This is a genomic window from Pseudoalteromonas sp. NBT06-2 (assembly GCF_002276045.1).
Classification (GTDB): domain Bacteria; phylum Pseudomonadota; class Gammaproteobacteria; order Enterobacterales; family Alteromonadaceae; genus Pseudoalteromonas.
The window spans coordinates 1-16113 of sequence record NZ_NQMR01000163.1 but is presented as its reverse complement, the minus strand read 5'-3'; the positions used below and the strand labels follow the sequence as shown (position 1 = coordinate 16113).

Annotated in this window: 19 protein-coding genes; 2 read left to right on the top strand and 17 right to left on the bottom strand. The window is 37.7% G+C overall.

The annotated features are described in order from the left end of the window. From CJF42_RS22230 to CJF42_RS22155, 17 genes are all read right to left on the bottom strand, one after another. Positions 1-1122: phage tail-collar fiber domain-containing protein (locus CJF42_RS22230; protein ID WP_170940709.1), on the bottom strand; the 1122-nt coding region annotated here is incomplete at its 3' end. Beyond that, on the bottom strand, positions 1119-1652 hold the full coding sequence (locus CJF42_RS22225; RefSeq protein ID WP_095368769.1) for a phage tail protein: 534 nt from the start codon (positions 1650-1652) through the stop codon (positions 1119-1121). The genes CJF42_RS22225 and CJF42_RS22230, both read right to left, overlap by 4 nt. 3 nt (positions 1653-1655) lie before the next feature. After that, positions 1656-2804: a baseplate J/gp47 family protein gene (locus CJF42_RS22220; protein WP_095368768.1), complete on the bottom strand. Its 1149-nt coding sequence runs from the start codon at positions 2802-2804 to the stop codon at positions 1656-1658. Continuing rightward, positions 2794-3117: a DUF2590 family protein gene (locus CJF42_RS22215; RefSeq protein ID WP_353651700.1), complete on the bottom strand. Its 324-nt coding sequence runs from the start codon at positions 3115-3117 to the stop codon at positions 2794-2796. Before CJF42_RS22215 ends, CJF42_RS22220 begins: the two co-directional genes overlap by 11 nt. After that, a complete protein-coding gene (locus CJF42_RS22210) occupies positions 3114-5897 on the bottom strand; it encodes a phage tail tape measure protein (RefSeq protein WP_095368767.1) in 2784 nt (927 codons plus the stop codon). Before CJF42_RS22210 ends, CJF42_RS22215 begins: the two co-directional genes overlap by 4 nt. Before the next feature lie 20 nt (positions 5898-5917). Beyond that, positions 5918-6064, bottom strand: coding sequence for a DUF6890 family protein (locus CJF42_RS27720; protein WP_170940708.1), 147 nt, complete (start codon positions 6062-6064; stop codon positions 5918-5920). Positions 6065-6084: 20 nt separating this feature from the next. After that, positions 6085-6372: a putative phage tail assembly chaperone gene (locus CJF42_RS22205; RefSeq protein ID WP_095368766.1), complete on the bottom strand. Its 288-nt coding sequence runs from the start codon at positions 6370-6372 to the stop codon at positions 6085-6087. Between the two features lie 5 nt (positions 6373-6377). Next, on the bottom strand, positions 6378-6989 hold the full coding sequence (locus CJF42_RS22200) for a hypothetical protein (RefSeq protein WP_095368765.1): 612 nt from the start codon (positions 6987-6989) through the stop codon (positions 6378-6380). Further along, positions 6989-7441: a phage protein gene (locus CJF42_RS22195; RefSeq protein WP_095368764.1), complete on the bottom strand. Its 453-nt coding sequence runs from the start codon at positions 7439-7441 to the stop codon at positions 6989-6991. The genes CJF42_RS22200 and CJF42_RS22195 overlap by 1 nt, the downstream gene beginning before the upstream one ends. A 22-nt stretch (positions 7442-7463) precedes the next feature. Then, positions 7464-8576, bottom strand: a complete 1113-nt coding sequence (locus tag CJF42_RS22190; RefSeq protein ID WP_095368763.1) for a DUF2586 domain-containing protein — start codon at positions 8574-8576, stop codon at positions 7464-7466. Positions 8577-8602: 26 nt separating this feature from the next. Further along, the gene (locus CJF42_RS22185; RefSeq protein WP_095368762.1) at positions 8603-9256 is read right to left on the bottom strand and encodes a phage virion morphogenesis family protein; all 654 of its coding nucleotides are present in this window, start codon (positions 9254-9256) and stop codon (positions 8603-8605) included. Further along, positions 9249-9722, bottom strand: a complete 474-nt coding sequence (locus CJF42_RS22180) for a phage tail protein (protein ID WP_095368761.1) — start codon at positions 9720-9722, stop codon at positions 9249-9251. Before CJF42_RS22180 ends, CJF42_RS22185 begins: the two co-directional genes overlap by 8 nt. Positions 9723-9727: 5 nt before the next feature. After that, positions 9728-10198 (bottom strand): head completion/stabilization protein, encoded by a 471-nt coding sequence (locus CJF42_RS22175; RefSeq protein WP_095368760.1) that lies wholly within the window; start codon positions 10196-10198, stop codon positions 9728-9730. 114 nt (positions 10199-10312) lie between these two features. Then, positions 10313-10621, bottom strand: coding sequence for a hypothetical protein (locus tag CJF42_RS22170; protein WP_095368759.1), 309 nt, complete (start codon positions 10619-10621; stop codon positions 10313-10315). Between the two features lie 9 nt (positions 10622-10630). Then, the gene (gene gpM, locus CJF42_RS22165; protein WP_095368758.1) at positions 10631-11092 is read right to left on the bottom strand and encodes a phage terminase small subunit; all 462 of its coding nucleotides are present in this window, start codon (positions 11090-11092) and stop codon (positions 10631-10633) included. Positions 11093-11168: 76 nt separating this feature from the next. Then, positions 11169-12254, bottom strand: coding sequence for a phage major capsid protein, P2 family (locus CJF42_RS22160; RefSeq protein ID WP_095368757.1), 1086 nt, complete (start codon positions 12252-12254; stop codon positions 11169-11171). Positions 12255-12297: 43 nt separating this feature from the next. Next, the gene (locus CJF42_RS22155) at positions 12298-13245 is read right to left on the bottom strand and encodes a GPO family capsid scaffolding protein (protein WP_095368756.1); all 948 of its coding nucleotides are present in this window, start codon (positions 13243-13245) and stop codon (positions 12298-12300) included. A gap of 212 nt (positions 13246-13457) precedes the next feature. On the opposite strand from CJF42_RS22155, the gene CJF42_RS22150 reads away from it, so the two are divergent. Next, positions 13458-15236, top strand: coding sequence for a terminase large subunit domain-containing protein (locus tag CJF42_RS22150; protein WP_095368755.1), 1779 nt, complete (start codon positions 13458-13460; stop codon positions 15234-15236). Further along, on the top strand, positions 15236-16113 hold an 878-nt coding region (locus CJF42_RS22145; protein ID WP_095368754.1), incomplete at its 3' end, for a phage portal protein. The genes CJF42_RS22150 and CJF42_RS22145, both read left to right, overlap by 1 nt.

Sequence of the window (16113 nt, the reverse complement as noted above, 5' to 3'; positions counted from 1 at the left end):
TAAGCCGTAAGTTGTTGTTTCGATTGCTATGTTTCCACCGCTTGAAACGCTTATCGCACCTATTGTTTCTGGGGTTATGCCCAGTTCTGAAGCAGTAGGTAAATAGTCTTCAGTAAAAACTCTATAACCATTGTGTTTAAAATGACCATTAACAACGCTAAGTTGCTGACCTAAACCAAAATATGCACCCGAAGCTTTTTGAGAATGTATATATTCTTCATGATGCACTCTAACAAGATATTTATTTGGGTGGGCAGTTTTAACAGATGGTTTACCGTTAAATATTACAAATTCAACACAATTAGATGATTGTATTCCTGAAACTTGGTTAACTTTCCACGTGACCCCATCATGCCAAAAAATAGCTTCAGAATCTGTGTTAAAAGTACCCGTACCTGTTGTTATACCTCGAACCCTTAAAGCGGTACCACCAAAGAAATTACCATCTATATTTTTTAAGTTTTCTATAACAGTATTACTAACACTATAAGACCTATCGATAACTCTAATATTTCCATGATTGTGGTCTGTTTGAGCAAAATCAGACGGTAACAACTCACCTAACTTATCCGCTGTTTTTGCACTTTGTGCTTGTGCCGTTATTGCTAAGTATTCGGCATCATGATTATGTGCTTCAAAATCTGTTTTACTAACAAAAGCACTCTCATTTAATTGCCAAGGCAAAGCGCTTAAAGTGACATTTAAATTATCTGCAATATTTTGTGAGCGCCATACAATGCTTTTAACACTGTAATTACCCACACTTGGGCCTACTGTTTTGGTTTTTGTTTGTAATGCTGTTTGCACTACTGCTATTAATACTTGGCTGTTGTCGGCTTTGGTTGCTACTGCTCCAAACCAATTAAATTCAAAGTTGCCAACGTCATAACCTAACACCGCACTCATCACTACGGCATTACCATCAAGTGCCGATACTCGGTCAATTGGTTGTGTATGCACTATGTCATTAGTTGGTATTGCCATGTTTGGATCAATTACATCACCTTCATTTAAACCGGCTATATTGGCAAAAATAAAATGTGTAATGTTTTGGGTTTCAGCCCCTGCGAATACGAGGTCTTTATACGTTAACCCGGCATTGGTTATTTTTAATTGGCTCATCCAACTACTTCCTTATCAAATTCAACTAAGCCAATGGCTTCCACTGTATCAACTGCAGCAAGCGCCGTTAAAAAATAGCGGCGGCATGTACGGCCATACTGTTTTATTACTTCTGTTACTAAGTTTTCGTTTCCTGCAAATTCAGTTTCTAACATGGCAACTTCAACCATATCCCAGTCGTAACCTGGTAGCCGTTCGCTAATTTCTATAAAACCAAAACCTAAGCGTTTAAATATGTGCTCCATGCCTAAGCCGTAACCGGCATCTGTGGCATTTGCAAAAGCATGTTTTACCCGTAAACCATAAAGCGAGATTGATTCACTTGGTAAACGGGTGATCCCCCGCTCCCATGCTAATAAATCTAAAATGGCCTCTTGTGCGTTTTCGCTATGTTGTTGCTCTAACCACCAAAACAAATCTTTTTCTATTTTTTGCCAAAATGCTTGCGCTACTTTAGCCAAGGCTGTTACGTCTTGGCCTTGTAACCAATTGGGTAATTGCGGCGCTATATGTGTTATTTGCTGCTCCATGCGTTAACCTCGACTTATCACTAAATTATTTATAACAGGCAACCATACCGCGCTTGTTATATCGCTATTAGTAAAGTGAATGCTTTTAATTTCTTTAAATTGGTTATGCAGTTCGGTTTTTAATTGGCTAAAACTAAATAAGTCATTGGGTTTGCAGCGCGTGGGTTGATACGCATTATTTTGTCTAAATGCAGCTTTTATAAATTGTTCTATCTCTGCTTTTTTATCTGGTGTATTGGCGTGTTGAATAAGCGTTGCTGTGATATCTACATTTTGCGTAGGCATAGCAAACACTAATAAGTCATCACTATGGCCGTGATTACCTGCAGCAATATGGTTATTAATTTCATCAAGTACCGCTTGGCTTACTTCACCTACATCTAAATATACATATACATTTGCGCTACCTGGTCCCCTTGGTGCGGTTTTATCAAATGCAATATTATCGGCTGATATACCTGGAAAGGTTGAAATCATAGAACGGTAAACCGCATCAACATGATAATTACCTAAAGTTGCAAACGCATCGCGTATACGTAAACGGTAGTTTTCATCGCTTTCAATATCTTGACCCGCTGTAATTAACCAAGTGTTTTCATTGATGGCTGTTAACCCTTCAATATCGGTAATTAAGCGCACGTAATATCCTGCTGCTAAGTTATAATTTATGCCTGTTTGCTGCGCTTCAACAATCGCTAATTGCTCATTACTTCCCACTGAAAAAACAACATCTAATGTTGTTATTACACGATAAACCACACCATTTAACGGGAGGCTTTCAATTACAGTGCCCTTTGCTAATATTTGTTCAATACTGGTGTCTGTACGGCTAATTTTAATATTACCCACGGCTTTTACTGCGGGTAACTTATCAACTTTGCGTGATTCGCCATGTTTAATTAACCATTCGTCTGTTGCTAACATTACAAAACTATTTGGCATCACATGTTCTGCAAGTGCATCTATTAATTTAACTGCTGGATCAGACACTAATGCTTTTTGTAATTTAAAAAACGGGCTAAACGGACTTTGGTTATTAACTGCAAAATCAGAGTTTTTTATATGTGTATCCCAAACCGCTTCAACTTCTGTTTGTGTTGTTGGTATACCTGCATTTTGTAACTCAGTTAAAAATAACGCCTTATAATCCATTTGTTACCACTCCATAATCTTGCGTTTGAGCCGTAACTGAAATAATGCCGGTACCCGTTAAAGTTATTTTTATTGTGCCAGGAACTAAGCGAGTATCTTGTTCAACTATCAGTTCTATTTCAGTTAAAATTTTATTTACAATATCGGTATTTCTCAGGCCAATTAATGGCGGTAACTTACCGCTTTCAATCAATCTATGTTTAATGTCTTGGCTTATTACATTAGCGTTTGTGACTTGCATTGGTGTTGAAAAATCATCTAGTGATAAATCACCATCCAGAATATTAAGATCAATATTTAATGTACTTATCACCCTGCCACCTCCATTAACTGCTCAAAGCTATTGGCAACATCATCAGATTTAAGGGTTAAGTTATCGATAAATACACGCTTAGAATTATCAGTATTATTATTGGTTTTGTTATTACTGCTGCTATTACTTGTTAACTGCTGTAAAAATGCTGATTTTTCAATTTTACGGCTGCTATTAGTCACTAAGCTCTCATTATCTTTTTGATACTGTTCTATATTTTCAGTGCTTTGATTTAGTGCATAAACATTGTTTAATGATGCATTTGAATAAGTGGAAACTGGATCAGTTTTATTATGTGCAATAGTATTGTTGGTACTCATGCTATTTACTTTATTATTCACTAACTGCAGCGTTGCAAATTCTGCTTTATTATCTGAAATAGCATTATTGCTACTTATGCTATTTACTTTATTACTCACAAGCTGCAGCGTTGCCAAGTCAGTTTTATTATGTGCAATAGTATTGTTGGTACTCATGCTATTTGCTTTATTGTTAACTAACTGCAGCGTTGTTAGATCACTTTTACTAACCAAGTTATGATTATTAAAACCAATGACATTTGAGTGTGTTTTGCTATTGAATGCGATTGAATTACCAGCAAGTTGATTGTTAATTAAGCTTGACCCTGTATTGGAGACATTATTACTGTGTAGTTCGCTATTGCGTGTTTGATTTGCAATATCACGATTTCTAACCAATTTATGACCTTGTGCCGTTACAACATGGTCAACGGTTTTATTCGTTGTGATATTAATGTCATCACCAAAACCAAATAAATCTTTTACCCAACTACCTAAATCTGACAGTAAATTAATTGCAAATGTTACTAGCTTAATAAATGAGGTAACTGGAAATAATACAATTCTGAATGCTGCCGCCAGTACTTCACCAAAAAGTACTCCTGCATTGGTGAAGCCTCCAAGTGTTTCTGAGGTAAAGCCAATTTGCGTACCAAACCAAGATAAAACATTACCAGCTGCTGAAAATACATCACCTAAAAAACCAAAAGCACTGAATAACGCTGAGAAAATATCTATAACAGGAGTAAAACCATGTTTAAACCCTTCCCAAAAACCGCTCATAAACGCTTTAATTGGCTGCCAAAATTTATAAATTACAACAGCTAATAAAATAACACCCGCTACAATCCAACCTATTGGATTTATTAGCAATGCACTGTTAAATGCCATAACTGAGCGAGCTGCACTCATAAAAACAACTTTTAGTGCAGCAAAAACACTACCGCTACTTTCTACTAATGCCGAGAACGCTGCCCAATTAGTTTTTACAAAAACCATCGCTTTATTGTAATTAAAAGTAGCCAAAGCTGCGGATTTCGTTTTTTGTGTGATCATGTTTAATATGCCAATGAATCCCATATTTTTAATGTGAGACATCGCAACACCAGTGATAAAAAGTGCTTGCTGATATGTCATTGCAGCCCACTTTGCTGCAGCTAATGCTTTTCCTTGCAGCCAAATTGCAGCGGTCCATACTTTAGTTACATTACTTAATATTGAGGTGGTGGCGCTTAATGTGATCATGGCATAACGATAAATTCCCATGCTCATAGTCACTAAGCCAAATACGGTAATTAACGCCACGATACTCACAACAACGGTGGCAATAACAGACGATAAAATAGGGAATTGCTCAGTTAAATTAACCACACCATTAAAGGCCGTTGCTAACATTTCTATAAAGGGTTCAACAACAGGTAATAGTCGTTGGCCCATTGCCGTTGCAGCTGCGTTAAATGTACCGCTTAACCTATCCCAAGGGCTTGCAATAATATTGGCCATTTCAATGGCTTTACTGGCATCAGATACATTATTTAGTTCATCTGTGCCCGTTGTTAATTTATTTACTTTTGTGCTGAGAATATCAACCACTGAGGCCGCCGTTTTTGAGCCAAATGCTTGATTTAAAATATCGCCTTTGGCTATGCTGCCTATGCCTTTTAATTTGTCATTAATTCGCCCTAACATCGTATCCATGCCAAGCATGTCACCATTTTTATCAGTAAGAGATATATTTAGCGCTTTTTCAGCTTTGCCTATGCCATCTATAAAACTGGCGTAATTGGTACCCGCTACCGAGCCCGACTTTAAAACTAATTGTAACTCACCTAACACCGCCATTTGCTGTGCGGAGTTTGCACCGCGCATGGTGGCTTTGGCACCTAAAGCGCTAAAAGCCGCTTGCATCTCTGAACCTGTGGTTTTATACATTTGAACGGCTTTGGCGGTTTGCCCTGCAATTTGGTTAACCCAGTCAGATTTGCCCATTTTATTGGCTGTTTGCTCAAATATGCCGTACATAGTGCCCATATAACTGGTTATTGTGCTGGCATCTGCTTTGGTGGCTACCGCTAAAATATTTGAAGCTTTAGTAAAGGCGGATAGCTCAACCCCTTCTAAACCCGAAATAGCCGATTGAATATCATAGGCTGAGCGTACAAATTCAGCGGAGTTACCACCAAATTGTGCGCTAAATTCAAAAGAGGTTTTTGTAAGTTTACTTAAGGCTTCATCTGCAACACCTAAGCTTTGTACTTCGCCAAGTGCTGCAACGTGATCTATTGCGGGTGACAGTGAATTAGCCAGGGCTAAACCACTTGAACCCGCTGTAATAAAGCCGCGCATGATTTGGTCTTGCGCTGTGCGTGTTTGCTCACTTAGTTGATTAATTTTACCCATGATTTTATTAACCGGACCAGTTGCTTTATCAACTACACCAATCGTATACATGAGTTTTTCTAATTTACTAAGTGCACTCATTTTATTGAGGTTTCCCTTTATTAATCGCCACCTAGAGCCAAAGCAATACCATTACATATTGCTATTTTTTGTTGCTCTAAGTTGTCGTTTTCTAAAAATAATGCTTGGGCTAATGTTTGTGTAGTGGCCTCACTATGAGGCAACCACTTAAGTTGATAAGCGAGCAATTGATCTAAGCGATTTTTGCTTATTTGTTTTGCCCGCTGTTCGATTTTTTTACTGAAATATTAAACTCAGGTTGATACTCTTCGATTACTGCGCCCACTAAATGAAGCGGTGCACCAGGTTGTTGTAAAAACGCTTTTAATGCTGTTTTATGTTTATCGCTTACAACTGCCATTAAAAAATTATGTGCACCTTGAGTTTTAACGCCTTGTGATGACCCATTTAAAAACTTGTTATATGCAGTAAGATTTACGTTAAATTCAAATTCTTGGTCGCCTACTTCTAATTCAATTTTTTGCTCTGAAGCCATGTTATTTACTCACTATTTTTGGTTGTTAAAGCTGTTTGCTCTAACAAGGTATATGTAAAGGTATTGCCCCATTGCTGACTTGATTGCTTGCAAAGTGACATGAGTTTTTCAAAATCTTTGGGGTTCGCTAACACTTGGCAACCTGCAGACCATTTATCAACTTGCTGTGATTCATGCTTGCTACTTGCACGGTGACAATTAATGCCAAAGTATCCGGTTTGCTGATTTGTAAGGGCAACGTCCGTGTTTAATTCGTTATCCTTATTCGCATCACGAAATACGGTGATCGGTTTGTTTTGTACTAATGCAGGATATTTGCCTTGGTGATAACCAAAGGTCCATAAACTACGATGTTGCATAGGTACCACAATTGCGGTGCCATCAATATTTAATGGATTATTACGATAATAAACACCTGGATCAGTTGTGCATTTAAATTGTGCTAACTGCCATTGGCCATTCACTTGATACAGTGCAACGAATGCATCATTAAACGTATTAGCGCTGGTATTGGTATGACGAATACCAATTAAATTAAGGTTGAGCTCACCCTCAAATACGTGATATTGGCAACGCTTAAGCGCTGCTAATAACTTAACGGGTGTTAAGCTTTTCATTACAAGTCTCTTACTTCATCAGATGTTAAATAAGGTACACCATTAATTTTGATAAAGTCTTTTGATGTAACAATGCACTTAATGGTTGTGGTATCTTCTTCGCCCCCTTCGGCTTTCATATTTAAGATTTCATCTAGCTGAGGTAAAGCACCAAATACTTCAATGTTTTTTGAACCCGCTGTCACTTCGGCCATAAACGAAATATCAAAGGGTTCAATGCCTTTCCAGCTACCCGCTTGTTTTGCCTGTGCTTCAACCAATAAATAGTTTTCGTGATCAAGTTTAATTGTCGCTTCAGCACTGACCGGACCATCAATAAAGCCAACTGGAATACCACGAACCGTTTTAACCTTACGGCCATCAGTAATTTTTACCGATGCGTCAATTACGTGAACAAGGCTATCACCTATGTTTACGTCAAAATCTTTACCGCCTAATGCTTTAACTGACATACATTACTCCTTATTCAGCCTGTTATTCGGCATTGTCTAATTGAATACCCACCAAAATCGTACTTGGTGAATCGATTGGCTGTACTTTCATAAGTACGTTTAATTGTGTTGCGCTAGTAAACGTTAAGCTAATTGAATCGTCTTTGGGCTCACGAATTAAACCAGGGAATTTATTACTGCCAATATTGGTACTTTTGGCCATATCTCTGAGCGGTTTACCTAATACGCTTTTACCAAAGGCAGTGCCATTGGCTGAGTTATTTAAACGCCTGTTTTTAATTTGGTATATCGCTTTAATGCGTACTTGGCGTGCGGCCATATCAACAACACGGCCCGTTTCAATTTTTTGAAAATCGCCGCCTTGGGCATCTAGCATGTTTACATCACCAAAATAGATACCATCAAAATCAGGGTAAAACTGCGTACAACTAAAACGAATGTTATCGAGTGCCGCTGTAACAGCGCTTGTAAGTGGTAAACCTAATTTATCGACAGGTGACGGTGATAAAGATAATGCACCTGTTTGTACGCGCATTGGGCTATCTGCAATGGTGATTGAGCTTTTACATAAACGCCCAGCTACTGCGCCAAGTTCGTCACCATAAAGTGACGGTATAACGGCAACACGATCAGCAACCACACCATCAACTAAGGGTTGTACTGCGGCTAAATGTGCTGCCCATGTTTGGCCTGTATCTGCGGTAGGATCACAACCTGGTGCCGCAACTAATAAACGTACTCTTCGCGCATGGCTTGATAAAATACTTTGCATTTTTGCTTGATACGCTTCAACGTCTGCTTTGCCGGTTACGGGCGAACAAATAACAATAATTTCAGGGCTAATATCTTGGTCCATAGCGGTATCAATTAAACCTAAAATGTTATCACCTGCCGTAATTGGAATAGCCCAACCAGACACCAAATCATCACCATTTCTAAGCCAAGCATTTAATTGCGTTTTAAGTTCTGAATCTGCACTACTTATTAAAGTGTCAAAATCAGACTGTGCATTAATTGCGACTATTTGTTGTAAATTCTCTGTGCCTACGCCAATCATTAATATTGAGCGTTCAACTGCTTTGGTTGCGCCATTGCCTGTATTTAACGAGGCAACACTGACCTTACCTTGTGCCATGTTTCTTTCCTTTTTAAACTTATGTATTAAAAGATTTTTAAAGCGTCATCTAAAATTTGTTGCCGTGTGACTCTTGTTTCTTTTTTCGTATTGCCTAATAACTCACGCTTTGGCCGCTTTATATTCCATGTTTCTTTATTATTTTTTTTGCTTGGACGTAAAAGCTTTATCACTATCCCTGCTTGGGCAACTGTGAATAGCTCTGATATTCTTTTTTGAGAAATTGATTTATATTTTTTTGTGTTTTTATTCCACCATTTAAAGCCCAAACGATTTAACTCTTTGGCCTGAGATCTTGTTGCTGGCGCTTTATAATCAGGTTTTTTTGCTTTTTTCAGCTTTTTTTTTGATTCTGCTACAGAGTATTCATCTTCTAATCCAATCGCATGCGCTCTTGCAAGCTTTCCCCAACGTTGTCGCTTAAACCCTATTTCGACACTATTGGGAGTAGTTTTGATATAAGTACTCTTTTTCTGCTTTAATTTTTTAAACAGTTTTTTTGAATTACTACTTTTCCACGCTGTACCATCAACATTTTTTTTATCTTTAACGCGGTTTAAAGAGTTCTGTCTAAATCTTCTGCCCGCCTTTCTTAATATTTGCTGCCGCTTTTTAGCTGGTAATGTTAATAACCCCAACTGCTGTAGCGCTTCATCTGTATCTAATTCAAATTTAAGCATTTGTGATATCTTCTTGTAATGTGAAGCTTTCAGCTACCCAAAGACTTTGCTCGCCAAAGTCATACCGCTTACTATTTAAAATAAATGGGCCGTTTGCAGATTCAACCAACTCAATATCTTCATTAAATATTTCTATTACTAATTCAACTTCTTTAGCTTTGTCATCTATTTGATCAACATTAAATTCCACCTCTGAACTATCATGTTTATCAGCATGCTCTTGTAGCCAAAAACTAATATAGGCACTAATTAACTCAGCAGGTGCATAACAAGGGCTAATACTAATTACCCCGCTGTAATAAAAACGAGCTGCTAATATTCCAGTACTGTTTATTTTTTTACTTGCAGGTTCTATCCGCCCTCCCTCTATTTGAGCAACAAACTGTGCAGGCTCGGCTAATTTACGCCCTTGGTACCTGGCATCAATTAAATATGCTGTGAGCTTTTGTAATTTGCTTTGGCTCATAATGGCTAAACCAAACTGATGGTGGTTTTTTGACTAACGCCTAATATTTGGCGTAATGCATGATCTGATTGCATTAACCAATAGTCTTGATTGTCTGTTGCACTTAATTGTTGTGCTGCGCTTTTATCTCTATGTGTTTGGCTTAATTTACTAATGAGTAAATGTGATTTGACATTACAAAAAACGGCGCGTTTATAAAAAGATTCAATTAAACTTTTACCACCAATAATGGTGCTTGAAACATCAGTAAGCTTTGTTGCCTGGTACCAGTTCGCGGCTTTGTAATTACTTAATAAACGATTAATTTCACCCATAGCGGTGATCAAGGTATTAACAAGCAATTGCTCATTTGCGCCATATTCAGTGGCAATGGCATAGCCACTCACTAATTCAGCAGTATCTAAATCAGGATAAAAACCATCATTAGTGATTATGTTAGTTGTGGGTTCTGCTTGTGGCATGCCTGATAAATTCATACTTCACCTGTTTTATAATTTGGGTGTGGGCGCCAATAGCATTAAAGTTAAAAGCAATTCAATGAAATAACTTTGTGCTATGTGCCCACCGGCGATAGAGTCGTTTCTATAAAATTAAATGTCTATTTCGATACCTAGCTTTTCAGCTAAGGTTCTGGCGTTCTTTTTTACACCCGCACCTTCATTTAACTTTTGTGCTTTTAGGTAATTGAATAAGGCATTGCCAGCGTTTAGGTTCTTCTCTTCTAGCTTGCCAGCTAAACCAAATAACTTACCTTGGCATACTTGGTTTATATCCCAGTTATTTTTATCAAACTGGCTAATAACAACATTAAAATAGCTCAGTGTTTGCCTTAACTCGTCTTGCGTTGATAGTTCATTTTCTAGGTGTTTTAAGCCTAAATCGTAAAGTTCATCAATCACTAACTCCCCTCAATGTTTACGCTTAAACCGCTTTGGTAACGGTTGTTGTTGCGCAATTAATAAAGGCAACCATTCAAGGGCTTGTGACCAACGTTTTAAATCTATTAACCAAATAAATACCCAAGCTAAAACGATATTTGGGTGATTGGCACCGCTTTTACGGTAAGTATTTAAATACGCTAAATAGTCGTTTTTTGTTAACGCATCACTTTTATATTCTGCTTTTCTTTCTATATCTGAGAATTTTTTGAGTTGACCTAAATCTGCTTCCATAGCAACTTTTAATAAATCAAATTGCATCATATTTGGTGGACGTTCAGCACTTGTAACGGTAAAAGAAGTACTGTGATCAGCACCTTTTGCCATATCAACTCCCATTACTTTTGCTTGTACTGCTTGTTGCTCGGTTTGTTGCTTTTGCTCTGCTCTTAAAGCAGCAGCTTTTGCTAAACGTTTGGCGACTAAACTCATGTCAAAATACCCTCTATCAATTTTTTAAATAGCTACCACATTGCTGTGGTAGCTCGTGCTTCATGTACCAAGGAAATTAGGACCAAATCCAATGCGCTGGATTGTCTGTATCAAAATCTTGCGCTGCTACAGCGGGATCTTTTACACGCTCAGTTTTAACCGCTGATGCTTCAAAAAATACAATACGGTCTAAATCATTGATGTAGTAACAGTCGTTACGTGATTGGTAGTCTTCAACACGTTTCTTTTTGTGGTTGTCTTCAACATGTGTACGGGTTGAGCCGGTTTGAATAATATGCGCTAGGTTATCAAGGCTTGTTACCATAATGCCTTTAGATGGGAAAAACGGTACTTTATAAGCCTTTAAGCCTCCATAGGTTTCAATAATTTGTTCAAGCTCTAACTTTTCTTTTTCACTTGGGGTGTGTGCTTGTTTTGCGTATAACTTGCCTTTTTCTTTAGCAAGTAAATCAGTACCAATAATAGCAACCATGCCCATGCGCTTATGCTCTGGTATGGCTTGTAATAGGTCGTGAACCGCACTATCTAAATTTGCATAGTCGCCACCTTCGCCAATATGAATTTCACCTTCTTTTTGTTCACCATCACTCATTGCACGCTCTGGTGCATCACGGCGAACAAGTTGTAACCAACCAATATTGACATCTTGAAGTAATGGATTACTTGCCAAGTCTGTTACATTGGCTGCAGTCGTACCATTCCAACCAATTTTAATAATATCTAATGCGACGGCCATGCGTACATGGTTGCGAAAACGCCTATGAAAATCGGGAAACTTGGCCCACATATCCATTTTTTGCCACGTAATATGCACATCACATTCAACGGGGTAACAGCGATATTCACGGTCAGTTAAACCAGATGGGTCTTTAGTTTGGCGCTCTTTTGATGAGTCTGTTTCAACACCCGCACGACCCGTCACGCCACCTGACACACCTAATGTCAGTGAGCTACCAACCAGATCATCAACCATTTGAGTATCGATTTGCTGTAAAAATTCAGCGCTTTCATAAACCTGATCATATAGCTTTTGTTCAATTGTGGGCTCAACGGCAAATTGCTCTGACATTGATGCAACACCGTAATTAGTGGCTAAACCTGCAAGTACGGCGGTAAATAAAAGTTTCGTTGTTGTTTTCATGTTCTAAATCTCGAATTAATTTATATTGTTCACTGAATTTTATTTACAGTAAATTTGCGTACTTATCGTTTTCACCTTTGGGGTTTTCTTCGCTGTCGCTTGTATCATCGGCTGGCGAGCCTAACGCTTTTTTAAATTCTTTGGTTAAATCATTAATGCCTTGTTGCAAGCCATCAACCTTGTTTGTTACTTCATCAAATGCTTGTTTTTGCTCACCTTTAAAAGCTTCTTTTTCAGGACTTTCATTTGATAAGTTATCTGAACCATTACCATCTGTGTTGTTATCACCTGGTTGTTGCTGACTGTGTTTTTCAAGTAACTTATGTGTGGCTTCAGTATTATCTGTTAATGCCTGGCTAAATTGGGCTAAAGGTGTGCCGAGCGATTCTTGTAACGCTTTGGCTAAATCTTCTGGTTTCATTTCATCGTCCTTTTTAAGGTTGAATAGGTTTTTAAAAATGCTTTTTTTTGGCTTTTTAAGGTCGCCAAGTTCAACCTTTAAAAAAGTGACATCCGTGTCGCCCTTACTCTGTACTGTTTGAGGTTGTTCTTCACTAAATTTACAACGGTGTGTATAGGTGCTTGCGGGTTTATCTGTTACCGCTAAACCAACTAAATAGCTTTGCTCTGTATTCATAAAATTACGATTGATTTCTATGCTGAAATAAACCGCTTGATCAGCTTGATTGAGCGCTACAAATGACGCATTTGGCGAAAGTACCGCTAACAGCACTTTTACACCATCGTCATTAATGTCTGTTGATACTTCTAAAACATCGCCTAACATACCGCCGTTAAGATTGATATTTTGTAACTGTTTTGCCTCCCAACCTGACCAATCACCAGCATGATTAAAGTTGATACGGGCGCCGTATTTTTTGTAGTTATAAGTCGCAACAATGTCATCAATATCTTTTTCTGATATTTCTCTGCCATCAACTGTTAAACCGACCGCAGCGATAGCTAAAGGTGTTGTTCTTAAATGCGTCATTGATGCACCATAAATAAAGTTTTATTACGCGAGTTATTCAATTGCGTTATATTTGAGAACTTGAGTTTCACCCACTTTATTTAATCAATCCACCGCTTTAATTATTTGAAATTCCTATATTTTAGTTATAGGAAATAAGCAAAACACTAAGTCACGAATTCGCCTTTTTTATATATAAACTCGCGTTATTCAGTATATTTATTTAGTGGTTTATGAAAGTTAAATACGGTCCATCAATTGTTAAAACAGCGCGTGAACATTTTGTTTATGGTGGTTTTACATTTGATGAAATTGCAGAGTTAGACGGTATGCCAAGTGCACGCCAATTGCGCCGTTGGGCTGATGAAAATAATTGGATTGAGTTATGCCCAGTAATGGATGCCGAAACCCGTATTAGTAGACGTATTAATTTATTAACTGAAAAAGAAGATAAAACAGATAAAGACTTAAAAGAGTTAGATTGTTTATGTAAAAACTTAGCGGTATTAAATCAAAGTAAGTTTGCCCCTGCCAAAAAACAACAAGCGCATAATCAAGACCATTCAACTAATAACGACTCAGGTAATCATAAAAAGAAACGTAAAAAGAAAGTAAAAAATGACTGCTCTGGCATAACAAAAGAAATGTTAGACGAGTTAAAAGAAAAGCTTTTATATCCGCACCAAATGCATTGGTTTGATAACCAAGACCACCGGACCCGCTTTTTATTAAAGCCCAGGCAAATAGGCGCAACTTTTTATTTTAGTTTTGAAGCTTTTTATGATGCGGTAGTAAATGGCAATAACAAAATATTTATATCTGCTTCACGGGATCAAGCTGAAATATTTAAAGCCAACATTGTCGCTTTATGTAAAGAGCACTTTGATGTGGATTTATCGGGTTCGCCTTTGGCCCTTACTTTGGCTGATGGTAAAACCGCCACTTTATATTTTAAATCAACCAATGCCCGTACAGCACAATCGGCAAGCGGTGATTTATATGTTGATGAAGTTTTTTGGATCCCCAAATTTAAAGAATTACGTGGTTTAGCACAAGCGATGGCCACACATAAAAAATACCGTATTACCTATTTTAGTACCCCTTCAGTTACCAGCCATGAAGCCTATGAATTATGGACAGGTAAATGGTTTAAAAAAACGATGGCCTGTAACGACCCCGCATTTGAGATAGATATAAGCTATCAAAATTTAAAAGATGGCCGTGTTTGTGATGATGGTATTTACAGGCAAATGCTCAATGTAGTTGATGTGGTCAAATCAGGCTTTGACCGCATTAATATTGAATTGCTTAAAAAAGAATACTCTAAAGATGAATTTAATAATTTGTTTATGGGTAAGTTTATAGATGATGCGCATTCAGCATTTAGCATGAAAGAGCTCATGGCCTGTATTGGTAATAGCGAAAAATGGAAAGACTTTAATAAAGAATGGGAACGGCCATTTGCCATGAAACCGGTATTAATTGGTTTTGATCCTGCCCGCACAATAGATAAAGCAACGGTTGTTGTTTTAAGTTGCCCACTGGTACCAGGAGAAAAATTCAGATTATTAGAAACACTCGATTTAACCGGCAATAACTTTGAGGTAATGGCCAACGCCATTAAAGAATTAACCATAAAATATAATGTGCAACATATCGGCGTTGATACCACAGGTATTGGTTACGGGGTATTTGATCTCATACAAAATTTTTATCCAATGGCCATGCCAATACATTACAACCCAATTATTAAAAACAAACTGGTTATAAAAGCCAGTAATGTAATAAACAACAAACGCTTTGAATTTGATGAAGCCGCCGTAACCGTTGCCGCCTCCTTTATAAATATTCGTAAAAAAGTAGTGGGTGATCAAATCACTTACGCCACCAATCGCACTGCATCAACCGGCCATGCTGATATTGCTTGGGCAATTATGCACGCCATGATTTACGAGCCGTTAAGCGGTGATAGCCATAGCTCACAAACAACAATAGGATTAAAAGTCGCATAATGAATTTACCACGAATAAAAGTCACCTCTGGTGATAAGCCAAACTATGCCAAACAATCTACGGGTGTGAGTAGTTTTCGTTTTGGCGATCCCGAACCCTGCTTAGATAACCGGTTAACCAATTACATTGGTGTGTTTGCAGATATGAACGGTATTTATGCGCCACCAGTCAGTTTACACGGCTTATATAAATTACTGCATGTTAACGCCCAACACGCACCTATTTTGTTTTTTAAACGCAACATGATCATGAAATGGTTTAAACCTACCGCTATTTTAACCCGTAAAACCTTAAAAAAATTCGCTTTTGATTACTGTTGGGCGGCTAATAGTTATTTGCATATCATTAGAAATGTATTTGGCCAAATCATAAAACTTAAACACTTACCCGCTATGACAATGCGTTATACCAATACGCTTGGCGTATATGCGCAATTAAAAAGTAATGGTAACGTTTTATATTTTAAAAAAGGTGAAGTATTACATATTAAAGAATATGACCCCGCTCAAGGTATATATGGCATACCGCAATATTATGGCGGTATTCAAAGTGCGTTATTAAATGAAGATGCCACGCTATTTAGACGCCGCTATTTTAAAAATGGCTCACACATGGGGTTTGTATTTTCTATGGCTGATCCTTCATTAAGTGTTCAGGATGAAAACGATTTAAAGAATGCGATTACAGCCAGTAAAGGTGTGGGTAATTTTCAAAGTTTATTTATTAATAATCGCAGCCCTAAAGGGGATGCTGAAAAGGCAATTAAAATTATTCCTGTTGGTGATATTGCCAGTAAGGATGAATTTGAACGTATTAAAAAAATCACCCTAAACGATATGTTAAGCATGCACCGCGCACAAGAAGCATTAAGCGGCCA